The organism is Natronomonas marina (assembly GCF_024298905.1).
GTDB lineage: Archaea > Halobacteriota > Halobacteria > Halobacteriales > Haloarculaceae > Natronomonas > Natronomonas marina.
Genome location: NZ_CP101154.1, coordinates 482,004 through 503,645, shown reverse-complemented (window position 1 = coordinate 503,645; position 21,642 = coordinate 482,004). Strand labels below are relative to the sequence as shown.

26 protein-coding genes are annotated in these 21,642 nt (G+C 69.4%); 16 read left to right on the top strand and 10 right to left on the bottom strand.

Translation table 11 applies throughout. The features are described from left to right. Nucleotide 1 precedes the first annotated feature (1 nt). Nucleotides 2-928, bottom strand: coding sequence for a hypothetical protein (locus NLF94_RS02740; protein ID WP_254839925.1), 927 nt, complete (start codon nucleotides 926-928; stop codon nucleotides 2-4). A gap of 346 nt (nucleotides 929-1,274) precedes the next feature. On the opposite strand from NLF94_RS02740, the gene NLF94_RS02735 reads away from it, so the two are divergent. The 8 genes from NLF94_RS02735 to NLF94_RS02700 all read left to right on the top strand — a co-directional run bounded on the left by NLF94_RS02735 (nucleotide 1,275) and on the right by NLF94_RS02700 (nucleotide 7,778). Continuing rightward, nucleotides 1,275-1,994 (top strand): CTP-dependent riboflavin kinase, encoded by a 720-nt coding sequence (locus tag NLF94_RS02735; protein WP_254839924.1) that lies wholly within the window; start codon nucleotides 1,275-1,277, stop codon nucleotides 1,992-1,994. Nucleotides 1,995-1,999: 5 nt separating this feature from the next. After that, entirely contained in the window at nucleotides 2,000-2,725 is a 726-nt protein-coding gene (gene ribB / locus NLF94_RS02730) for a 3,4-dihydroxy-2-butanone-4-phosphate synthase (protein WP_254839923.1), read from the top strand. A gap of 38 nt (nucleotides 2,726-2,763) precedes the next feature. After that, on the top strand, nucleotides 2,764-2,991 hold the full coding sequence (locus NLF94_RS02725) for a hypothetical protein (RefSeq protein WP_254839922.1): 228 nt from the start codon (nucleotides 2,764-2,766) through the stop codon (nucleotides 2,989-2,991). An 82-nt stretch (nucleotides 2,992-3,073) separates the two neighbouring features. Continuing rightward, nucleotides 3,074-4,003 (top strand): branched-chain amino acid transaminase, encoded by a 930-nt coding sequence (locus NLF94_RS02720; protein WP_254839921.1) that lies wholly within the window; start codon nucleotides 3,074-3,076, stop codon nucleotides 4,001-4,003. A gap of 75 nt (nucleotides 4,004-4,078) precedes the next feature. Beyond that, nucleotides 4,079-5,005, top strand: a complete 927-nt coding sequence (gene rnz, locus NLF94_RS02715; RefSeq protein ID WP_254839920.1) for a ribonuclease Z — start codon at nucleotides 4,079-4,081, stop codon at nucleotides 5,003-5,005. A gap of 38 nt (nucleotides 5,006-5,043) precedes the next feature. Continuing rightward, nucleotides 5,044-6,045 carry a hypothetical protein gene (locus NLF94_RS02710; RefSeq protein ID WP_254839919.1) on the top strand — a complete coding sequence of 334 codons (1,002 nt, stop codon included), beginning with the start codon at nucleotides 5,044-5,046 and terminating at the stop codon, nucleotides 6,043-6,045. A gap of 1 nt (nucleotide 6,046) precedes the next feature. Further along, entirely contained in the window at nucleotides 6,047-7,123 is a 1,077-nt protein-coding gene (locus NLF94_RS02705; protein WP_254839918.1) for an ABC transporter permease, read from the top strand. Next, nucleotides 7,116-7,778: an ABC transporter ATP-binding protein gene (locus tag NLF94_RS02700; protein WP_254839917.1), complete on the top strand. Its 663-nt coding sequence runs from the start codon at nucleotides 7,116-7,118 to the stop codon at nucleotides 7,776-7,778. The genes NLF94_RS02705 and NLF94_RS02700 overlap by 8 nt, the downstream gene beginning before the upstream one ends. 18 nt (nucleotides 7,779-7,796) lie before the next feature. Here the strand turns inward: NLF94_RS02700 and NLF94_RS02695 are convergent, their stop codons facing one another. Beyond that, nucleotides 7,797-8,252 (bottom strand): MaoC family dehydratase, encoded by a 456-nt coding sequence (locus NLF94_RS02695; protein WP_254839916.1) that lies wholly within the window; start codon nucleotides 8,250-8,252, stop codon nucleotides 7,797-7,799. Nucleotides 8,253-8,364: 112 nt separating this feature from the next. Here NLF94_RS02695 and NLF94_RS02690 point away from each other — a divergent pair, with 112 nt between their 5' ends. Then, on the top strand, nucleotides 8,365-10,338 hold the full coding sequence (locus tag NLF94_RS02690; RefSeq protein WP_254839915.1) for a DUF460 domain-containing protein: 1,974 nt from the start codon (nucleotides 8,365-8,367) through the stop codon (nucleotides 10,336-10,338). Nucleotides 10,339-10,376: 38 nt separating this feature from the next. Continuing rightward, nucleotides 10,377-10,613, top strand: coding sequence for a hypothetical protein (locus NLF94_RS02685; RefSeq protein ID WP_254839914.1), 237 nt, complete (start codon nucleotides 10,377-10,379; stop codon nucleotides 10,611-10,613). Here the strand turns inward: NLF94_RS02685 and NLF94_RS02680 are convergent. Both NLF94_RS02680 and NLF94_RS02675 read right to left on the bottom strand, forming a co-directional pair. Continuing rightward, a complete protein-coding gene (locus NLF94_RS02680; protein WP_254839913.1) occupies nucleotides 10,610-10,819 on the bottom strand; it encodes a DUF7470 family protein in 210 nt (69 codons plus the stop codon). The genes NLF94_RS02685 and NLF94_RS02680 overlap by 4 nt on opposite strands. A 249-nt stretch (nucleotides 10,820-11,068) precedes the next feature. Then, the gene (locus NLF94_RS02675; protein ID WP_254841393.1) at nucleotides 11,069-12,136 is read right to left on the bottom strand and encodes a zinc-dependent alcohol dehydrogenase family protein; all 1,068 of its coding nucleotides are present in this window, start codon (nucleotides 12,134-12,136) and stop codon (nucleotides 11,069-11,071) included. Between the two features lie 285 nt (nucleotides 12,137-12,421). Between NLF94_RS02675 and eif1A the strand changes: the two genes are divergently transcribed. Continuing rightward, nucleotides 12,422-12,715 carry a translation initiation factor eIF-1A gene (gene eif1A, locus NLF94_RS02670; protein ID WP_254839912.1) on the top strand — a complete coding sequence of 98 codons (294 nt, stop codon included), beginning with the start codon at nucleotides 12,422-12,424 and terminating at the stop codon, nucleotides 12,713-12,715. Between the two features lie 76 nt (nucleotides 12,716-12,791). Beyond that, nucleotides 12,792-13,664 carry a serine/threonine-protein kinase Rio1 gene (gene rio1 / locus NLF94_RS02665; RefSeq protein ID WP_254839911.1) on the top strand — a complete coding sequence of 291 codons (873 nt, stop codon included), beginning with the start codon at nucleotides 12,792-12,794 and terminating at the stop codon, nucleotides 13,662-13,664. On the opposite strand, the gene NLF94_RS02660 is transcribed toward rio1, so the two are convergent. After that, a complete protein-coding gene (locus NLF94_RS02660) occupies nucleotides 13,665-14,051 on the bottom strand; it encodes a DUF2237 family protein (RefSeq protein WP_254839910.1) in 387 nt (128 codons plus the stop codon). Nucleotides 14,052-14,260: 209 nt separating this feature from the next. Between NLF94_RS02660 and NLF94_RS02655 the strand changes: the two genes are divergently transcribed. Both NLF94_RS02655 and NLF94_RS02650 read left to right on the top strand, forming a co-directional pair. Further along, nucleotides 14,261-14,914 (top strand): CRISPR-associated protein Cas4, encoded by a 654-nt coding sequence (locus NLF94_RS02655; RefSeq protein WP_254839909.1) that lies wholly within the window; start codon nucleotides 14,261-14,263, stop codon nucleotides 14,912-14,914. A gap of 95 nt (nucleotides 14,915-15,009) precedes the next feature. After that, nucleotides 15,010-15,879, top strand: coding sequence for a cation transporter (locus NLF94_RS02650; protein ID WP_254839908.1), 870 nt, complete (start codon nucleotides 15,010-15,012; stop codon nucleotides 15,877-15,879). A 13-nt stretch (nucleotides 15,880-15,892) separates the two neighbouring features. Here the strand turns inward: NLF94_RS02650 and NLF94_RS02645 are convergent, their stop codons facing one another. From NLF94_RS02645 to NLF94_RS02635, 3 genes are read right to left on the bottom strand one after another with little or no spacing between them, the layout of a single operon-like run. Then, complete coding sequence (locus NLF94_RS02645) at nucleotides 15,893-16,477, bottom strand: L-threonylcarbamoyladenylate synthase (RefSeq protein ID WP_254839907.1); 585 nt, start codon at nucleotides 16,475-16,477, stop codon at nucleotides 15,893-15,895. A 2-nt stretch (nucleotides 16,478-16,479) separates the two neighbouring features. Next, nucleotides 16,480-16,995 (bottom strand): redoxin domain-containing protein, encoded by a 516-nt coding sequence (locus NLF94_RS02640; protein WP_254839906.1) that lies wholly within the window; start codon nucleotides 16,993-16,995, stop codon nucleotides 16,480-16,482. Beyond that, on the bottom strand, nucleotides 16,992-17,306 hold the full coding sequence (locus NLF94_RS02635) for a glutathione S-transferase N-terminal domain-containing protein (protein ID WP_254839905.1): 315 nt from the start codon (nucleotides 17,304-17,306) through the stop codon (nucleotides 16,992-16,994). The genes NLF94_RS02640 and NLF94_RS02635 overlap by 4 nt, the downstream gene beginning before the upstream one ends. A 152-nt stretch (nucleotides 17,307-17,458) precedes the next feature. Here NLF94_RS02635 and NLF94_RS02630 point away from each other — a divergent pair, with 152 nt between their 5' ends. Next, nucleotides 17,459-18,799 carry a hemolysin family protein gene (locus NLF94_RS02630; RefSeq protein WP_254841392.1) on the top strand — a complete coding sequence of 447 codons (1,341 nt, stop codon included), beginning with the start codon at nucleotides 17,459-17,461 and terminating at the stop codon, nucleotides 18,797-18,799. Between the two features lie 62 nt (nucleotides 18,800-18,861). Here the strand turns inward: NLF94_RS02630 and NLF94_RS02625 are convergent, their stop codons facing one another. Next, entirely contained in the window at nucleotides 18,862-20,034 is a 1,173-nt protein-coding gene (locus NLF94_RS02625; protein WP_254839904.1) for an inorganic phosphate transporter, read from the bottom strand. A 92-nt stretch (nucleotides 20,035-20,126) separates the two neighbouring features. On the opposite strand from NLF94_RS02625, the gene NLF94_RS02620 reads away from it, so the two are divergent. Then, complete coding sequence (locus tag NLF94_RS02620) at nucleotides 20,127-20,726, top strand: IMPACT family protein (RefSeq protein ID WP_254839903.1); 600 nt, start codon at nucleotides 20,127-20,129, stop codon at nucleotides 20,724-20,726. 159 nt (nucleotides 20,727-20,885) lie between these two features. Here the strand turns inward: NLF94_RS02620 and upp are convergent, their stop codons facing one another. Beyond that, nucleotides 20,886-21,557, bottom strand: a complete 672-nt coding sequence (gene upp, locus NLF94_RS02615; RefSeq protein WP_254839902.1) for a uracil phosphoribosyltransferase — start codon at nucleotides 21,555-21,557, stop codon at nucleotides 20,886-20,888. Nucleotides 21,558-21,642 lie beyond the last annotated feature (85 nt).

Here is a 21,642-nt window from a genome sequence, read left to right as displayed (position 1 = left end):
GCTACCCTGCCAAGACGACCTCGATGGAGAGGCCGGCCTCCGTCGCCATCTCCTTTGCCTTCTGGAGGTTCGTTCCCGCGGTTCCGCTGGTGCCGACGTGCGTGAGGATCCCGGCGGCCTCGACGCCCGTCAGCCCGCCAGCGCCGAGTTCGCCGACCTGGACGGCCGACCCGGAGTCGCCCGGCGCCGCCAGGAGAGCGGCCGTCCAGCTACCGCTCGCGTCGTCGTTGCCCGTTCCGCTGCCGGCGCGGCTCTTCGTCAGCACCGTCTCGCCGGTGACGACGCCGTTGCCGTACTGGACGACGGTGTCGCCGGCGTTGATCTCGCCGGTTTCGCTCGGACCGTCCCAGGTCGGCATCGACGGATCGATCAGCCCTTCGGCCGACGACGGCACCTCGACGAGGCCGAAGTCGAAACCCACCTCGGTCCCGTCGTCGGTCCGCTGGCGGGCGTAGACGACGTCTCCGAGTTCGACCACTTCGCCGCGGAGGCCGCCGACGAGCGCCGACAGGCCGCCGAACTGGCAGTCGACACAGACCCGCACCTCGACGTCCGCGAGGTCCGGTCCCTCGTCGAGTTCGGTGCCGCCGGCCGCCGAGGAGCCGAGGAAGCAGTGGCCGGCCGCCCCGAGGTAGGTCGTTCCCGAGTCGTCCGTCCAGACGAAGTTGGCCGTACAGGCCGCCTCTCCGCCGCCTGGCGGTGTGATGAACAGCATCGACCCGGGACCGATCCCGCTGCTCGTCTCGGGGACGGCCGCCGCCGGTACCGCCTCGAGGTCCGTCGGCACGTCCGAGAGGTCCGCCGGACCGATCTGTCGGAGTGACTCGCCGTCCGATGCCGTGGCGACGCCGCCGAGACCGCCGACCCCGGCGAGCGCAGCGGCCGATCGCAGTACGTTCCGTCGACTGAATCCGTTGTCTCGTGTCACGTCCGACGGGAACCGCTATATCAGCAAGTATTTTTTTCAGGATAATCCCGGGTGTTTAAGTACCCAGGGGCGTCCAGAAACGCGAGTGACGGCCTCGCCCGTGACCCCCTCGTGGCGACCGACACGGCCGCGGTCCGGTCCCCGACGCTCGATCGTCGGGGCGGGACTTTCGCTTCGTCCGCGGTATCGCGCTCCGCCCGTCGTACAGCCGGCAATCGACGCACGAAACCGCGGTTTCTTCTGTGGGCGGCCCGGAGGTCTGGGTAGCCGCGATCGGCTGCTCCTCAGTTCTGGGATGCTTCCCACTTTCGTTACGCTTATACCGGGCAGTCCCGTACCGGCGGGTATGGCACGGACTGCCGAGCGCGCCGGTCACGACGAGCTGGCGACGCTGAAGCTCGTCGCGCTCGACGGGGCGCTCGACGGTCGGACGACGGTGACGTGTTCGTCGCTGGCCGACCGGCTCGACGCCTCGAACCAGACGGCTTCCAGACGCCTCCAGCGGCTCGAAGACGCCGACTACCTCGAACGCGAGATGACCGGCGACGGCCAGCTCGTCGCGGTCACCGAGACGGGCGAACGCGCCCTCCAGCGGGAGTACGCCGACTACCGCCGGCTCTTCGAGGGGGACGCCGACGTCGAGCTGTCCGGCGTCGTCACGAGCGGGATGGGTGAGGGGCGCCACTACATCTCGCTTCCGGGCTACATGCGGCAGTTCCGCGAACGGCTTGGCTACGAGCCGTTCGCGGGAACGCTCAACGTCGATCTCGACGACGAGAGCGTCCGCGACCGCGCACGGATGGACGCTCTGGACCCCATCGAGATTGACGGCTGGGAGGACGACGAGCGGACCTACGGCCCGGCATTCTGCTGGCCGGCGGCCGTCGAACGCGCCGCCGGGAGCGACGAGGGCGCCGTCGACCGGTACGAGACGGCGCACGTCATCGCACCGGAACGGACCCACCACGGCGAGGACCAACTGGAGGTCATCGCGCCGGACCGGCTCCGCGACGAACTGAAAATCGAGGACGGCGACCGTCTCACCGTCCACGTCCTGGAGCAGTGACATCCATGTCCCGGAGCAGCGAAACCGTCGACGTCCGACGCGGCGTCGACGACGCGGTCGCGGCCTTCGCCGCCGGCGACCCCGTTTTGATCCACGACGCCGCCGACCGCGAGGGCGAGGTTGACCTCGTCTACCCCGCCGCGGCGGTCACGGAGTCGGATGTCGCCCGAATGCGAAACGACGCCGGCGGACTGGTCTGTGTCGCGCTCCCGGACGACGTCTGTGAGACGTGGGGGCTGCCCTTTGCCCAGGAAGCGACCCGCCACCCCGCGGCCGCGTCCCACGACCTCACCTACGACGACCGCTCGTCGTTCTCCATCACGGTCAACCACCGCGACACGTTCACGGGCATCACCGACGAGGACCGCGCGCTGACCATCTCGGCGCTCGGGGCGGCCGCCGGCGAGGTGCGGCGGGCGACGGCGCTGGCCGGCGACGGCGCTCGCGGTGCCGTCGCCGCCGGCCCCGAGGGGTTCGCCGAGCAGTTCCGGGCGCCCGGCCACGTTCACCTGCTGCGGGCCGCACCGGGCCTGCTCGACGACCGGAAGGGCCACACCGAACTCGGGGTGGCGCTGGCCGACGCTGCCGGCGTCGAACCTGCCGTGGTCGTCTGTGAGATGCTCGACGACGAGGACGGCGGCGCGCTGTCGCCGACGGCGGCCCGCGCCTACGCCGACCGCAACGGCCTGGTCTACGTCGAGGGCGCCGACCTCGTCGAGCGGTTCGACTGACGACAGTCTTTTTATTTCCGAGTTCGAAAACGAGAACAATGTTCGGGCTCCTCTCGCGGCTGTGGCCGTTCGGCGGAGACGACGACGAGAACACCCGCGTGTGGGACTTCATCCCCGCCTGGCAGTACGACGGCTGGCAGAGTCACACCGGCGGCCACACCGTGGACGAACAGGAGAAGGCGCTCGCCGACATCCAGGAGCGAGCCGAGGCGATAGAGGACGAAGCCCCGGACCACGAACCGCCGGACTCCCCCGAGGAGGCGTGAGGCGCGTTCCCGGTCGCCGTCGGCAACGGATTCGGGTGGAAAATCGTCAAGACTCATTACGGGGCCGCTCCACACGTCGAGTATGTCTTTCGAGGAGATGGACGTCGACACCATCTGGCAGGACGGGGAGTTCGTCGAGTGGGAGGACGCACAGACTCACATTCTCACCCACTCGCTGCACTACGGGACGGCGGTCTTCGAGGGCGCACGCTGCTACGACACCGTCGACGGTCCCGCGGTCTTCCGGTGGGACGAACACCTCGACCGGCTGTTCGACTCCGCGAAGGTGCTCGACCACGACATCGCACACACCCGCGAGGAGATAACGGAGGCGACGATGGAGCTCATCCGCCGGCAGGACCTCCGCTCGTGTTACATCCGGCCGCTGGTGTACTACGGCTACAACTCCCTGGGCGTCTCGCCGAAGGACTGCCCGACGGAGACGATGGTCGCCTGCTGGCCGTGGGGCGCCTACCTCGGCGAGGACGCCATCGAGAACGGCGTCGACGTGATGGTCTCCTCGTGGCGCAAGCACGCCTCCAGCCAGATTCCGACCAACGTCAAGGCGACCGGGCCGTACCTCAACTCGATGCTGGCCGGCGAGGAGGCCCGCCGGAACGGCTACGTCGAGGCCATCGTCCTCAACAAGGAGGGCAAGGTCGCGGAGGGTCCCGGCGAGAACATCTTCATGGTCAACGACGGCGAGATATACACGACCGGGCTGGCGGAGTCCATCCTCGACGGCATCACGCGCAACACGGTCATCCAGCTCGCCCGCGACCTCGGGTACACGGTCTACGACGACGCCGCCATCTCCCGCGGCGAACTGTACACAGCGGACGAACTGTTCTTCACGGGCACCGCCGCGGAGGTCACGCCCATCCGGAGCGTCGACGACACGACGGTCGGCAACGGCTCCCGTGGCCCGGTGACCGAGGAGATCCAACAGCAGTTCTTCGACCTCGTGGAGGGACGGCTCGGCGGCTACGACGAGTGGTTCGACTACGTCTGAGGCGGACGGGGCGGTCGTCGCACGCCGCGGCGCCACACCGAAGTCTGTTTATTCGCGTCGCCACATCCTCCGGGTATGTCGCTGTGTGTGACGTTCCTCGGGACTGGGGGGGCCGTGCCGACGACCCAGCGGAACACGAGTTCGGTCTTCCTCCGTCGGGAGGGCGACCGCTTCCTGTTCGACTGCGGCGAGGGTACCCAGCGGCAGATGATGCGGTTCGGCACCGGCTTCGCCGTCTCTCAGATCTTCGTCACGCACCTCCACGGCGACCACACGCTCGGGATTCCCGGCCTGCTGCAGACGATGGACTTCAACGAACGGACCGAACCGCTGGCGATTCACGTCCCCTCGGGTAGACAGACGGCAATCGAGCGACTGGTCGGCGCCACCGGGACCCGGCCGGATTTCCCGGTCCGGATTCACGGCGTCGACGGCGGCGACGTCGCGCTGGAGGCCGACGACTACGAGGTTCGGGCCTTCGAGACGGACCACGACGCCCGGTCGGTCGGCTACGCTCTCGTCGAGGACGAGCGCAAGGGCCGCTTCGACCGCGAGCGCGCCGAGGAACTGGGCGTGCCCGTCGGCCCGAAGTTCCAGCAACTGCACGCGGGCGAACCGGTCGAACTCGACGACGGCACGGTCGTCGAACCGGACCAGGTCGTCGGCGCTCCCCGCCCCGGACGGCGGATCGTCTACACCGGGGACACGCGCCCGGCGGCGGCGACCGCCGAGGCCGCGGCGGGCGCCGACCTGCTCGTCCACGACGCGACCTTCGCCTCCGACAACGCCGACCGCGCCGACCGGACGGCCCACTCGACGGCGGCGGGGGCCGCAGAGATAGCCAACCGGGCCGGGGCCCGGCGGCTCGCACTGGTACACGTCTCCTCGCGGTACGCGGGTGACCCGACACCCATCGAGTCAGAGGCCCAGGCGGTCTTCGAGGGGGACCGTGCGTTCGTTCCCGACGACGGCGACGAGGTCGACGTTCCGTTCCCGGAGTGACCGAAAACTTTTGCCCGGACCTGCCGTGGCCCCACACGATGGTTCGGACCCCCTCGCTCGACCGCCGGCGACTGCTGGCGGCCGGTGCGACGACCCTCCTCGCCGGGGTCGCCGGCTGTAACGACTCCTCGGGAACGGAGCCGGTCGACCCCGGCGAGCCGATCTCGCAGGCGCCCGGCAACACGAGCGTGCTCGTTCGCGCGGACACGGCGCTTCTGGACCACGACGGGACCGAGCGACTACTGGAGGCCTACGGCGGCGGCCGCACCGGAAGCGACGAGGGGTCGGACGGTCCCGGCCTCGTCGCCGAGTTCGAGGGTCGGACCGGCCTCGAAGCGGAGAGCGCGGACGTGATCGTCGTCTTCGCCGACGAGCCGCGGGGGGAGTTCGCTGCCTACGTCGTCGAGGGCGAGTGGACCGAGTCGACCGTCGTCGAGTCGATCGAATCGGCGACGGACCTCGAGTACGAGGCCAGGGACCACGAGGGCGGGACGGTCTACGAGCCGACCGGCGGCGACGAAGCCGATTACCTCGGGTTCGTCGCCGAGGGGCGCTACGCCATCGGCAGCGTCGGCGCCGTCGAGGCGGCCATCGAGACGGCCCGGGCCGACCGCGCTTCGGCCTCGGGGGCGCTCGTGAACGCCTTCGAGGACGCCGGCGAGGCCGACGCCGAGGGGACGACCTACGTCACCGCGGCCACCGACGACCCCCGAGCATACCTCCCCTCGGAGGACAGCGAGCGGGTCCCCGACATCGTCTCCCTGGACGTCTACGAGAAGGCCAACGTCGCCACCGTATCGTACGCGGCGGCCGAATCGACGGTCGCTATCGACGCCGAGATGCGGACCGACGACCGGAGCGACGCCCGCGGGATAGCGGACCTGACCGTCGCCGCCCGCTCGTTCCTGCGGAACGACGTCGACGACGCGGCCGTCGCCGAGGAGCTAGGAAAGATAGAGATAGACCAGGAGGAGTCGGTCGTGACCCTCCGCTACCGGAGCGACGTCGAGGGCGCGGCGACCCTCGCGGGATACCTGTAGCGTGGACCCCATCGCACTCCTCCGGAAGGAGGCCATCACCGTCCGGCGGAACCTCGGGCTGTTCGTCGTCCTGCTGGTCGTCGTGCCGGCGGCGCTCGCGGCCGGCACCTCCGTCTACCAGCAGACCATCCCCCAGGACATCCCGGTCGCGGTCGCGCCCGCCGACGATACGACCTCGGAGTCGGACGTGCGGCTCGTCCGCGGCGCGGTGGGCTTCTTCTCGACGCCCGTCGAGTACGACAGCCGGGCGGCCGCGGTCCGGGCGATGGAGCGCGAGGAGGTGTACCTGACGTTCGTCGTCCCGCCGGACCTCACCGACGACGACGCCGAGGCGACGGTGACCGTCGTCACCGACCGGACGAACGCGCCGCTGTCGGACCCCGCCGCGTTGACCTTCGACCTGCTGCAGTCGCGGTTCGACAGCGTCTTCCCCGCGACCGTCACGCTCGAACGGGAGTCGGTCGGCACCGAGCGAACGCTCTCGGAGTTCATGCTGCCGTCGGCGCTGTTCGCGCTGGTCGTCCTCTACGCGCTCGTGTACCTGCCCTACCAGGTCCGGGAGGAACGCCGCGTGATGGACCGACTCCGGACCGAGACGCGTCTGGAGACCGTCGTCGCCAGCAAACTGCTGTTCTACGGCGCCCTCGTGGTCGTGCCGGCGGCGACGGCCTCGGCGGCGGCCCGCTACTACGGCTACGGCTTCGGCGCGCTGGGCGTCGAGACGCTCGCGGTGCTCGGACTGTCCTTCCTCTACATGGCGGCCGCGGGACTGGCGGTGCTTTTCTTCCTGCGCCTCCGCCAGGCGGCGGTGTTCGTCAACCTCGGCGTCTCGGTCGGCGTGCTGACGCTGTCGGGGCTGGTCTACCCCGTCGGCTTCTACTCGGCGGTCCGGAAAGGCATCTCCCGGTCGCTGCCGACCCACTACTCGCTGGTGACGCTTCGCGGGACGATGCTGCGCGGGGAATCGCTGTCCTTCTACTCGGAGTACCTGACCTGGATGGCGGCGGCGGCCGTCGGCGCACTCGTGCTGCTCGCGGTCGCCATCAGACACTACGAGCGGGGTGGGGTCCATGAGTGACGCGGAGTTCGTCGTCGAGGGGGTCACGAAGCGCTACGACGCGGTGACCGCCCTCTCGTCGGTGTCGGTCGCCGTGCGGCCGGGGACCGTCCACGGCCTCGTCGGGCCCAACGGCTCCGGGAAGACGACGCTGTTTCACCTGCTGTCGGGCCTGGCCAGGCCGACCGACGGCCGGATCGACCGGCCCGACGTCCCCGTCGGCGTCGGCTTCCAGACGCCGCGGTTCTACCCCGACCTCACCGTCCGGGAGAACCTCTCGGTGTTCCGTTCGTTCGCCGCCGACCCGCCGCCGGAGTCGTGGACCGAGACGCTCCTGGAGGAGCTGCGGCTCGAACCGGCCGCCCACCGGACCGCGAGCGACCTCTCGGGCGGTTTCCGGACGAAACTCGATTTGGCGCTGGCGATGGTCAAGCGGCCGACCTACCTCCTCCTGGACGAACCGCTGACCGACGTCGACGACCACTCCCGGCGGCGCATCGTCTCGTTTCTCGCCGAGTACCCCGGCGACGACAGGTGTGTCGTCGTCTCGACGCACAACGTCGAGGCCTTCGGCGAGGCCTTCGACCGCGTGACGGTGCTGGTCGACGGCACGGTCGCCTTCGACGGCGAGGTCGCCGAGGACGCCCTCGCGCAGTACCGCGCGGCCCTGGAGTGATGCGGGGGCCGGCCGCCGCTACGCTCCCGGGTCGCGCCGGCGGTACATCCCGGAGGCCTTCCACTCGATGACGGGGTCGTCGTTCTGATCGAAGCCGGTCAGTTTCGTTCGGACGTGACCCATCTCGGGGCGGCTCTCGGAGGGCCGCTTCTCGAGGACCTCGACCTCGACGCGGAGCGTGTCGCCGGGGTGGACCGGCTGGAGCCACCGAAGTTCCTCGACGCCGCTGGCGCCCATCGACGTCTCGGGGTCGAGGAAGCCGTCGACGAGCAGGCGCATGCACGCCGAGGCGGTGTGCCACCCCGAGGCGGCCAAGGAGCCGAAGATGGACTCCTCGGCGGCCGCCTCGTCGAGGTGGAACGGCTGTGGATCGTACTGCTCGGCGAACTCCTTTATCTCCTCTCTCGTGACGTCGTAGCGACCGTCGAGTTCGTACACGTCGCCGACCTCGAGGTCCTCGAAGTAGCGTGCCATCGCTAGACGGTTGTCGCGGGGGGTGAAAAATCGAACCCCCGTGCGGGCGGCGACGGCTCCCGGCGGCGGTCCCGGCACGGAGTTTATACTCGACCGAGCCCTATCAGGGACCGTGAGCACGCGCACGAGCGCCCTCGATTCGGTCATCTTCGGCGTCGACGTCCAGAGCGGCGACGTCCGGGGCGACGCGCCCTCCTACGCCCTGGTGGTCGTCGACGGCGACGACATCGAGCGCGACGTCGTCAGCCGGCGCAAACTGCTCCGGCTGATCCGAAACGAGGAGCCGGCCATCGTGGCGACGGACAACACGTACGAACTCGCCGAGGACAAGGGCGCGCTCGTGGCCTTCCTCCGGGAGTTGCCGACCGGGACGAAACTGGTGCAGGTGACGGGCGACGAGCGACCCGAACCCCTCTCGCGGGTCGCCGCCCGCCACGGCGTCCCCTACGGGAAGCCGGCGATGCAGGAGGCGGAGGCGGCCGCTCGCCTGGCGGCGCACAACGTCGGCTACGAGGTGTCGGCCTTCACGGACACGACGGAGGTGAAGGTCGCCCGGGGCCGCTCGACGGGTGGCGGCGGCGGGTGGAGCGAGGACCGCTTCACCCGACGCATCCACGGTTCGGTCAAGCGGGCCGCACGCGAGGTCGAGTCCGAACTCGACGATGCCGGCCTCGAGTTCGAGCGAGAGGTCACCGAGAAGTACGGCGGCTTCTCGCGGGCGATATTCGAGGTCGAGGCGACGCCGGCCGAGATTCCGGTCTCGGCGCGCCGGTCGGGCGACGTCCGCGTCGAAATCGAGCGCGAGCGGCGCGACGGCATCGAGTACCGCCCGCTGGCGACCCGGCGCGACCACGTCGTCGTCGGCATCGACCCCGGGACGACGACGGCGGTCGCACTCCTGGACCTCGACGGGTCGCCCCTGGACGTCCACTCGACGCGGACCGCCGACACCGCCGAGGTCATCGAGTGGATAATCGAGCACGGCCGGCCGGTGCTCGTGGCGGCCGACGTCGAGCCGATGCCCGACACCGTCGAGAAGATACGGCGGAGTTTCGACGCCGGCGGTTGGATTCCCGAGCGGGACCTGCCGGTCGACGAGAAGCTCCACCGGACCCGCGAGGAGCCGTACGACAACGACCACGAGCGGGACGCCCTGGCTGCGGCGCTTTTCGCCTTCGACGACCACGCCGAGCAGTTCGAGCGGGTCGCGGCCAAGACGCCCCCCGAACTGGACCGCGGGGAGGTCATCGCCCGCGTCGTCGGCGGCGAGGAGAGCGTCGAGAGCGTCGTCGAGGAGTTGACCGACGAGGACGACGGCGAGACGGAGTCGACCGAACACGACCCCCGGGAGCTGACCGCCGAGGAGAAGAAGATAAAGCGGCTGGAGGCCCGCGTCGGCCGGCTGGAGGGCCACATCGAGGACCTCGAGGAGACCATCGAGCGGAAGGACGAGCGGGTCGCCGAACTGGAGGAGGAGCTCTCGGAGGCCCGCCGCGAGGAACGCAAGGAGGCCCGGGAGCGCCGCGAGGTGACTCGCCTCGAACGCGAGAACGAGCGGCTGAAGCGGGAACTCTCCGAAGCCGAGGAGGAAAACGAGGAACTGGACGCGAAACTGGAACGGCTCAAGGAGCTGTGGAAGCTCGACCACTCGAACTTCGCGGACGTCGCCGAGGCCAAGAGCGACCTCGTGCCGGTCAAGCCGATCGAGCAGTTCACGACCGACGCCATCGAGACCGCCGAGGCGGCCTACGGCATCGCGCCGGGCGACATCGTCTACCTGCGGGACGCCAGCGGCGCCGGGCGCTCGACGGCCGAACTCCTGGTCGAGAAGGAGCCGCGGGTCGTCCTCCGGGAGGGCGGGCTCTCCGAGCAGGCCGACCGGGTGCTCTTCGAGAACGAGGTTCCGGTCGGACCGGCCGACGACGTGGCCATCCAGGAGGTCGACGAACTCGCGGTCACGAGGGAGTCGGACGTCGAGGCGGTCGTCGACGACTGGGAGGCCCGCGCCGAAGAACGGCGCCGCGAGCGGAAGGAGGAGGAACTGGACCGCCTCATCAGCGAACACCGGGCGCGGGACCCCGACTGAGGGCGACCTTTTTGTCGACGCCGGTCGCAGGTTCTGTCATGCTGCCCCTCCAGTTCGGCATCCCCGGCGGTCCCGAGTTGTTGATAGTCCTCCTCCTCTTCGTCCTGTCGCTCGTCGTCCCGTTCGTGCTGGCGTACTACATCTACACGGACGCCGAGCGGCGCGGCGAGGAGAACGGCGCGCTGTGGGCGGTGGTGGCGGGCCTGGCCGCCATCGTCGCGACGCCGGTCGGCGGCCTGCTGGTCCTCCTCGTCTACGTCCTCCAGCGCGACTAGAAGAGGTCCTCGTACTCCATGCCCATCGACCTGAGGAACGACTCCATGAGGCCGTGCCCGACGAGGGCGTAGCCGACGACGAGCGCCAGCGCGCCGACGGCGGCCCGTCGGTTCTCCCGGCCGAGGATGACGAAGCCGACGACGAGCGACGCGAGACCGACGATTCCGGTGTCTCCGAGGGTCTTCCGTGCGACTTCCGTGTCCATACGCCAGCAGTGTCGGCCGGGAAGTAAAAGGGACCGTATTCGTTCTCACTGGAAACCGATAGTCGGGAAGCCGCCAGCATCCGCGAGGCGCGAAGCGCCGAGCGGTTCGCGGCGCCGAACGAAGTGAGGTGCCGTAGCGCAACCTGACTAACGCGCCCGGAGGGCGCGGCTGGAAGGTCGCGCGCATATTTTCCCCACGTTTTTGCCGGCCGCTCGCCACCGGCGAGCGGCCGTGTAAAAAGTGGGTGTCTAGAACTCGTCGCAGACGGGGATGCCGACGGTGTCGTAGTCGTCCATCGAGGCGATGACGTCGGGGACGTCGTCCAGCGCGACGGTCTCGGAGACGATCTTGCCGGGGTCGATCTTGTCCTGCTCCATCATCGAGAAGATCTCCTCGTACTCGTGGGGCGGCATGCCGAAGGAGCCGATGAACTCGCGTTCGTCCATGACGATGGTGTCGACGGGCAGGGAGACCTCGCCCTCCTCCTCGCTGGTGGTGAGGCCGATCTGGAGGTTCTGGCCGCCCTTGGCCAGCGAGTTCACGGAGTTGCGGCAGGTCTCGGCGACGCCCAGCGCGTCGACGCTGACCTCGACGCCGCGGCTGGACGGCGTGTGGCCCTTGACGGCCTGCGGGACGTCCTGGACCTCGGTGACGTTGACGGTCTCGTCGGCGCCGAGTTCCTCGGCCTTGTCGAGTTTGTCCTCGCCGAGGTCGACGGCGATGACGTTGGCGCCGAGGGCGTCGGCGATGTGGACCGCCGAGAGGCCAACGCCGCCGCAGCCGTGGACGGCTACCCAGTCGCCGGCGGTCACGTCGACGCGGTGGACCAGCCCGTGGAAGGCGGTGGCGAACCGACAGCCCAGGCCGGCCACGTCGACGGGGTCGACGTTGTCGGGGAGTTTGATGACGTTGTGGTCGGCGTTGCGGACGGGGAACTCCTCGGCGAAGGCGCCGGGCTGGAAGGAGACGAAGCCAAGCGGGATGACGCGCTCGCAGATGTTGGCGCGACCCTGCTTGCAGTACCGGCAAGTGCCGTCGCTGAGGTTGAAGGGAACGCAGACGCGGTCGCCCTCGCTGAAGTTCTCGACGTCCTCGCCGACCTCCTTGACGATACCGACGGGTTCGTGCCCGAAGATGAGGCCGGGCGTGGGCATGACCCCCACCCAGTCCCAGTCGCCCTGCCAGGCGTGCCAGTCAGACCGACAGATACCGCAGGCCTCCGTCTCGACGACGATGCCGTCGGCGTCCGGTTCCGGGCGGTCGACCTCCTCTACCTCCATCTTCTCCTGGGGTTCCTGGAAGACGACGGCGCGCATCGTCTCCGACTCCTGTTCGGTGTCAGCCGTGCTCATGACGCGCGGAGACTGCCCTTCCATCCCTTTAACACTTGCCACCGTATTTTAACACACCGCGGTTGGCAGGCCCCGGGGTTATTTGAGGGAAACGGTCGCCGAGCGAGTACCAGCAACATTTGCTCTTTCAACGTGATTTCGGCTCCGAGCGGGGGTTGGCGCGCGTCGGTCGGGAGCGGGTCGGTGGGACCGAGCCGTCGCCAGACGGTCTGCACAGCAGTTAAAGGCCTCCCTTTCCAAGCGTCGGACATGAGCGACAACGAGGGACGGAAGAACCTCCGAATGCCCGACGACGACGAGGTGTTCGCCGTCGTCACGAACATGCTCGGTGCCAACCGGGTGAAGGTGCGGTGCATGGACGGCAAGGAGCGAACCGCCCGGATTCCGGGGCGGATGCAGAAACGCATCTGGATACGGGAGGACGACGTCGTCCTCGTCGAGCCGTGGGACTGGCAGGACGAGAAGGCCGACATCGCCTGGCGCTACGACAAACAGGAGGCCGACCAGCTCCGCGAGGAAGGCCACATCCAGGACAGCGTCTGAGTCCCGTCCGCGTCCGCCCCCCGCTCTTCTCGAACGACCGGTGACGCTTTCCGTCGGCGCCCTGTAGCCCGAACCGATGACCGAGGAGTACGGCCTGCTCGAGGTCGAGGACGACGCGGCGGCCGGCGACGAGTGGGAGGAACTCGACGTCGCCGACACGGAGGCCGACCGCATCGCCCGCCGGCAGGACCGGGAGTTCCTCGAGTTCCGGAAACGGATCCAGAACACCGAGCAGTTCAAGGTCACCGACTCGGTGTTCGACGACGCGACGCTGGGGGCGCTGTACAAACTCGTCCAGGACGGCTACGTCGACGCCTTCGGCGGCCCGCTCTCGACGGGCAAGGAGGCCAACGTCTACACCGCGCTGGGACCCGACGGCGAGGTGGCGGTGAAGATCTACCGCATCAACGCCTCGGACTTCAAGCAGATGCGGGAGTACCTCGACGGCGACCCCCGATTCGAGGGCATCGGCTCCGACAAGAAGAAGGTCGTCGTCGCGTGGACGAAAAAGGAGTTCGCCAACCTCAAGCGCGCCCGGAAGGCGGGCGTCCGGGTGCCCGAACCAATCGCCGTCGAGCGGAACGTCCTCGTGATGGAGTACCTGGGCGGCGAGGACGACCGCGCGAAGCGGCTCAACGAGGTCCGCGTCGAGAACCCCGAGACGGCCTACGAGGTGGTCAGGGAGTACGCCCGCCGGCTCTACCGGGCGGGGCTGGTCCACGGCGACCTCTCGGAGTACAACATCGTCGTCCACGAGGGGGAACTCTGCCTGCTCGACCTGGGACAGGCCGTCACCGTCCACCACCCCAACAGCCGCGAGTTCCTGGAGCGGGACTGTCACAACGTCGCCGCCTTCTTCCGCCGGCAGGGGCTGGAGGTCGACGACGACGACCTGCTGGCGTACGTCACCGAACCGGAACCGGAACCGTCCGGCGACGTCGAGGGCTAGTCACTCGTAGGCGTGCCGTTTCAGCGTCTCCAGCGGCACCGTCTCCAGTACCGCCTCGTTGGTCGCCGAAAGCACCACCGGCGGGACCGTGGTCTCGGGGACCTGCCGACTACGGACGGCCTCCAGCGCCTCGACCCACCGCGGGACGCAGACACACCAGCGGTCGCCGGGTTCGAGACCCGGAAACTCCAGTTGCGGTCGCGGCGTCGTGAGGTCGTTGCCGCGCTCGGCCCCGAACGCGAGGAACTCGTCGGTCATCACCGCACAGAGTTCGTGCCGGCCGCGGTCGCCGTCGTGACACGAACAGCGGCCGTCCCGCTGGAAGCCGGTCATCGGGTCGGTGCTGCACGGTTCGAGGGGGTCGCCGAGGACGTTCCGCTCGGGCATACCGGATCGAGGGACGGGCGTCACAAAAGCCCCGTCGGTGCCGCGGGGACGCGTCCCGGCACTGCCACCGACGTCGGTGGTAGTGTCCAGCGTACGGGTGACGTGGTGCCGCAACGGCTGGAACTACCCCGAACGCCCTCGCCGGCGGACGGTGGCCGGCGGGAGCACGCGAGCGAGGGTTCAAGTACGGAGCCGCGGCCAGGGGGCCCGTGGAGACGTTCACCGACCTCGCAACGGCAGCGTACTGTCCGCGGAAGCTCTACTACCGCCGCCGCGACGACGACCGCAGTCCGCCCGACGACGTCGAGACCGTCCGGGAACTCGCCTTCCGGTATCCGGAACTCCTCGCTGCCGGGACGGACCTGACCGAGGAACCGATAGCCGTCACGCCGACCCAGTACCGCTCGAACCTCGGGAGCGCCAGAGCGCGCCTCGATTGCTGGGAGCGTCTCGTCGACCCCGCCGGACGGGACGTCCTGCTGGAGGGCAAGGACTGCCGCGGTATCGCCCACAAGGTGCTGGAGTCGCCGCCCCGTCCGGTCGTCGTCTCGGCCGGTCGGCCGCCCGAGCGGGGCGTCTGGGAGCCCCACTCGGTCCGGGCGACGGCGGCCGCGAAGGCGCTGGCCTGGGAGCGGGAGACGGCCGTCTCGCGGGCCGTAGTCGAGTACCCGGCCCACGGAGAGGTGAGACGACTCCGACTCACGACCGGACGGAAAGCGGCCTACCGGCGGGCGCTTCGGACGGTCGAGTCCCTCGACGGTCCGCCGCCGCGTCTCGACGACGAGACGCGGTGTGAGCCCTGCGAGTACCGGACCGAGTGCGGGGCGCGGACGCGCTCGCTCCGGTCGCGGCTCTCGCTGTGAGCCTCGCCGCAGCGCGGGAATCGGCGCCCCGGACCGCCAACCGTAGTTTGAAGCCCCTGGACGAACATGTGATACCGTACCACGGAGGAACGGAGATGGGAACGGACACATCCGAAGGCCACGACGCGGGCGGGTGTCGGCGCGACGTAGAGCGGGCCGTCGAGGGGATCGACGGACTCGCGGCGGGCGACGTCCACGAGGCCGCGGCGGAGTCGGTCGCAACCTCGACGGTCGGGGAGTCGGACGACCACAGCGTCTTCGAGTTGACGGGGCTGGACTGCCGGACCTGTGCGGGACTCGTCGAGCGCGTCCTGCTGAGCCGGGAGGGGGTGAGCAACGTCACCGCCAGCCACCGCCACGGCACGGCCAGGGTCGACTACGACCCCGAACGGCTGACGGCTGCCGATATCCGGTCGGCGCTGTCGGATCTCGGCTATCCCGTCGAGACGACCGACGAGGCGTTCCGGAACCGCCGGGCCGACCAGTGGCGGGAGGCCCGTCTCGCCACCGGACTGCTCGCCGGGCTGATGGCACTGGTGCCGTACGCCGCGGTGGTGTACCCGACCCGTTTCGCCTTCTGGCCGTACGATCCCCGGGTCGTCGCGCTGCTGGAGCGGGCCCTGGAGTCGGCGTTCGCCACCCACTTCTTCGTCAACCTCGCGTTGCTCTCGGGCATCGTCCTGCTTTTCACCGGGAAGCCGCTGCTCGCGGACGCCGCCGTCGCCCTCCGGGAGCGTTCGCCCGACCGGAGCCTCGCGGTCGGCGCGCTGGCGGTCGGACTGTACGTGTACAGTTCCGCGACGGCGTTCCGCGTGGCCCCGGGCGGCGTCTACTACGACGTCGTCATCGCTCTGGTCGTGGGCATGACGGTCTGGCGGCAGGCCGAACACGAGACTACTGAGGCCGCCAGCGAGGACCCGTCGGAGACGTCGGAGTCCGTTCCGGTCGCCGCGGAGGGCGACTGAGCGTCCGGGACCCTTAGTTCTCCGCCAGCCACGCCTCGATGTCGTCGGCCAGCGCGCCTCGACGGACGATTTCGTCCGCCGCGACGTTCACGACCGTGCTCTCGGTGCCGGGCGTCTCGCCCCCGTCGAGGACGACCGCAGCGTCGCGTATCGAGGCGTCGATTTCCTCGACCCGGCGTGCGCTGGGCGCCCCGCTCCGGTTCGCGCTCGTGGCGGTTATCGGCCCGACTCGCCGCGCGAGGTCGCGCGCGAGGTCGTGGTCCGGGACCCGGATGCCGACCCGATTTCGGCCGGCGACCAGAGCGTCGGGTACCCGGTCGGTCCGTTCCAGCAGGACCGTAACGGGACCGGGAAGGAAGCGGTCGCAGAAGGCCCGTTCGCGCGCCGAGACGCGTGCGTAGTCGGCCGCGACCGCGGCGTCGGGCAGCGCCATCGAGAGCGGTTTGTCGCGGGGACGACCCTTCGCCTCGAAGACGCGCTCGATCGCTTCGGGGTCGAGGGCGTCGGCGCCGAGGCCGTAGATCGTCTCGGTGGGGTAGACGACGAGATCGCCGCGCCGGAGGGCGGCGACCGCCTCCCGGAGGTCGTCGTCGGTCACGGTCACAGCGACTCGATCGCGTCCTCGAGGTCGCCGTACGGCGGGAACTCGGGCCACTCGGTCGCCACCCACGAGGCCCGGATGGTGCGGTCGCCGTCGAGGACGAAGACGGCCGGCCGGGGTTCGGCGATGCCGGTCATGCCGTCGAGGTCGTGAGCGATGCCGTAGGCCTCGGCGACGCCGTTCGCCGGGTCCGAGAAGAGCCGGAACGCCTCCAGGTCCCACTCCTCGAGAAAGCGGGAGTGCTCGTAGGGCGTCGAGATGGAGCAGCCGACGATTTCGGCGTCGTAGGCGTCCCAGCCGCGGTCGCGGATCTCCTGCCAGATGTAGGTCGCCGGGAAGTCGCCGTCCATCGTGTGAAAGACGAGGACGACGGGGCCGTCGTCGGTCAGATCCGACAGCGCGACGTCCTCCCAGTACTCGTCGTCGACCAGCGGGCGGGTGAAGTCGGGCGCCGTCTCGCCGACCTCGGGGGCGTCCGCGGGACCGAGTTCGACCACGTCGAAGCCGAGGTTCATTCGGCATCACCCGCGGCGCTGGCGGTGACGTGGACGGGGTCGACGCCGCCGTCGCCGTAGGTCGTCTCGAGGTACTTCACAATGTTCGCGCTCTCGCTCATCGTCACGCCGGTCGTCTCGTCGACGATGGCCGGGACCGTCCGGGCGCCGGTCAGCCGCTTTACGACGTCCCGGCGGGAGTGTCGGGCCTCGACGAACCGCGAGCGGTACTCCAGGTCGAGGTCGTCGAGCGTGCGGACGACGCGTTCGCAGAACGGACACGCCTGGAGTCGGTACAGGGTTATCGCCGGGGCGGATTCGGTGTCGGTCATGGGCAGCGGTACGGTCGGGCGCCGCCTAAGCGTGTCGCCCTCGTCCGCCGGCGGTGCACGGGGTCGTCGGTGATGACAAGCCTTAATCCCGGTCCCGGAGAAACCCGCACGTTCAGATGGGCTCTCTCGCGTGGTCGCTTCCGGTAGCGGTGATGCAGACCGGCGCCGGACCGTCAGAACTCCCGATCAGCGACGCGGCCATCGCCGCGCTCGGGAGCGTGACGATCCTCGTCCTGCTGGGGCTGTCGGCGTTCTTCTCCTCGTCGGAGATAGCGATGTTCTCGCTGCCGCCCCACCGGATCGACTCGATGGTCGCCGACAACATCCCCGGTGCGGGGACGCTGGCGGACCTCAAGGACGACCCCCACCGGCTGCTCGTGACGATCCTCGTCGGCAACAACATCGTCAACATCGCCATGTCCTCGATAGCGACGGGGCTTTTGGCCATCTACGTCTCCCAGTCGATCGCCGTCTTCGTCGCCACGTTCGGCATCACCGCCCTGGTGCTGCTGTTCGGCGAGAGCGCGCCGAAGTCCTACGCCGTCGAGAACACCGAGTCGTGGGCGCTCCGCATCGCCCGGCCGCTGAAGCTCTCGGAGTACGTCCTGTTGCCGCTGATCGTTACCTTCGATTACCTGACCCGGCAGGTCAACCGCGTCACCGGCGGCCGCAGCGAGATCGAGTCCACCTACGTCACCCGCGAGGAGATACGCGACATCATCGAGACCGGCGAGCGCGCGGGGGTCCTCGAAGAGGACGAACGCGAGATGCTCCAGCGCATCTTCCGATTTACGAACACCATCGCAAAGGAGATCATGACGCCGCGGCTCGACATGGAGGCGGTCTCGAAGGACGCCAGCATCGACGAGGCGATCCAGGCCTGCGTGCAGTCGAACCACACCCGGCTGCCGGTCTACGACGGCAGCCTCGACAACGTTCTCGGCGTCGTCCACATCTCCGATCTGATCCGCGATTACACCTACGGCGAACGGGACGACGTCGAACTCGAGGACCTCATCCGGGAGACGCTGCACGTCCCCGAGTCGAAGAACGTCGACGACCTGCTGGCGGAGATGCGCGAAAACCGGATGCACATGGTCATCGTCATCGACGAGTTCGGGACGACCGAGGGCATCGTGACGATGGAGGACATCACCGAGGAGATCGTCGGCGAGATACTCCAGTCCGGCGAGGAGGAACCCATCGAAATCGTCGACGACCGGACGGCCATCCTCAAGGGCGAGGTCAACATCGACGAGGTCAACGAGACGCTGGACGTCGACATCCCCGAGGGCGAGGAGTTCGAGACGCTGGCGGGGTTCATCTTCAACCGCGCGGGCCGTCTCGTCGAGGAGGGCGAGACCATCGAGTACGACGGCCTCGACATCTACGTCGAGCGCGTCGAGAACACGCGCATCATGAAGGCCCGACTGGTCAAGACCGACGAGTACGAGGCCGCCCCCGAGACGGAACCGGTCAACGAGGAGTCCTGACTGCCGCGTGCAGCCAGGCGTCTCGGGACGCCCCGGCGACGTGGGACGACGGGGACGAAGACCTACAGTACCGCGCTCACGGCGGTGTAGACGCCGTAGCCGAGCACGCCGGCGCCGACGAGCGACCCCACCCACGCCAGCACGGTGTAGCCCATCTTGCCGGCGCTGATACCGCCGGTACCCGCCGAGGCGCCGGCACCGATGACCGCCGAGACGATGATCTCGTTGAACGAGATGGGCACGCCGAGGAAGATGGCGGTCTGGGCGATGGCGAACGAGGGGATGAGCGCGGCGATCGAGCGCCGGGGGCCAAGCGAGGAGTAGTCCTGCGAGATGGCCTTTATCATCCGGGGGGCGGCGGTCCACGAGCCGAGCAGGAGACCGACGCCGCCGCCGAAGAGGAGTGCCGTCAGCGGTATCTCGACGCTCGTCGTGTCGAAAAGCGGCAACAGCGGCCCGAGCGCCAGTCCCACCTGGCTGCCGCCGGCCGAGAAGGCCACAAGCGCGCCCAACGCGAGCAGGAAGTGCCGCTGGCCGGCCGCCTCGTCGCTCCGCATGTCGGCGGCCAGCGCGGCGGCGGCCGCGGCGGCGAAAGCCAGGGTGACCGCCGCCCGCCCGACGAGGGCGTCGCCGCCGAGCGTCGAGGCGATGGTCCCGGTACCGCCGGGCGGCCCGAGGAGGACGAACTCGACGTTTGCGAGGATGGCACCGACGAGACCCGCAAGCGCCGGTATCGCCGCCCGCTCGGGCACCGACTCGTGCCGGAGGAGTTTCGCGGTGCCGTAGGCGACGCCGCTGCCGACGAACGGCGTCAGCGTCCACACGCCGAGTATCTCGTAGTACTTGTTCCAGGCGGGGTCGCCGCCGAGGGCCAGTCCGGCGCCGACGACGGCGCCGGTGACGGTGAAGGCGGTGGCGATGGGGTAGCCGGTGAACACGCCGACGGCGACCAGCGCCGCCGCGATGGAGAGGGCGGCGATGGCGGCGCCGGGCGACAGCGTCGTCCCGACGACGAGTTCGCGGCCGACCGCCTCGGTGACGTTCGCACCCTGCAGCGTCGCGCCGAGGACGCCGAGCACGCCGACGAAGAAGCCCGCCCGCATCACCGAGATGGCGTTGGCGCCGACGGCGGGTGCGAAGGGCGTCGATCCCGAGGAGCCGGCGCCGATGGCCCACGCCATGAAGAGGCTGGCGGCCCCCGCCACCAGGAACGTCACGAGGGTCGTGGGCTCCATTCACTCGCGGTACGCCGGCGGGACGTATAAACCTCGGTAGCCGACCCGGCCGACGCGAAACGGGTTTATCCTCGGCAACCCCAGCGGCAGGCGTGCCCGACGACACCTACAGGACGCTCGAGACGGGCGGACGGAGCCGCTTTACCGTCCAGGGCTCGGAGTTCGTCGGCCACGCCGAACCCGTCGATGACGTCGCTGGCGCCGAGACATTCATCGAGGGTGTCGAGGCAGACCACCCTGACGCCACCCACAACGCGGTGGCCTACCGCGTCCGCGCCGACCCGTTCCGGGAGTACGCCGACGACGACGGCGAGCCCTCGGGGAGCGCGGGCCAGCCGGTGCTGTCGGTGCTCTCGGGCCGCGAACTGGAGGACGTCGCCGTCGTCGTCACCCGGTATTACGGCGGGACGGAACTCGGCGTCGGGGGGCTCGTTCAGGCCTACTCGACGGCGGCGACCGACGCCCTCGCGGCAGCCGAGATCGTCCGGCGGCGCCCCCACGAGACGTTCGTCGTCACCGTCGCCTACGACGATTCGGGGACCGTCCGGAGCGTCCTCGAGAGCGAGGGCGTCGCATTCGAGGCCGCATACGAGGCCGAGGTCACCTTCGAAATCCGCGCTCCAGTCGCGGGCGCCGAAGCGGTCCGGGATAGGCTCCGGAGTGCGACCGGCGGCCGCGCGACCATCGACTAGAGGCGTCCGTCGTGCGTCTGACGCTTCGACAGGAACGAAACCGCAGGCGGGCAGACACCTCCATGTGAAGCGGAGGGGTCTTCGCCGGTTCGTATGGAGGCCGATTTCGGAACTCGTCGGCCGTATCTCGACCGGAAACGGCGGGTTCGGGCGGCCGGGTCAGGTACCGAACGCGCGGTCGCCGGCATCGCCGACGCCGGGGACGATGTAGCCGTCCTCGTCGAGGCGTTCGTCGACGCTGACGGTGATGACGTCGGCCTTCGGGAACGCCTCGTCGACACGGACCAGCCCCGGCGGGGCGCTGACCGCCGACAGGACGACCAGCCGCTCGGGGTCGCCCATCTCGAGGACCTCCTCCAGCACCGCCACCATCGTGCTGCCGGTGGCGAGCATCGGATCGGCGACAATGACGGTGTCCTCGTCGTTTATCTCGGGGAGCTTCACGTAGTCGACGGTGATGGGGAACTGCCCCTCGTCGTTCATGCCGGCCTCCTCGTTTCGCCCGGCGGAGATGACGCCCTGTCTGGCGTGGGGGAACGCCTCGACGAGCCCCTCGACGAACGGCGTCGCCGCCCGGAGGACGTTGACGATGACGACGTCGTCGAGCCCTTTGACGACCTCGCCGGTGGTCTCCGCCAGCGGCGTCGTGATGGAAACGTACTCCGTTTCCATCATCCCGTCGATTATCTCGAACCCGCAGAGCCGGCCCAGCTCTACCAGGCCGTCGCGGAACGCCACCTGATCGGTCTCGACCGACCGGAGCTCCGAGAGGGTGTGCTTCGCCAGCGCGTGCGTGATGACGTGGGCGTCGTCGCGGTCCTCGATCGGCATATCGGAGACGCGGGCGCCGGCCGCTTAAAATCAGTTGTCGTCCCGACGGCGTCACCCGCCGAGGCAGCGACAAGAGGTAAGGTGC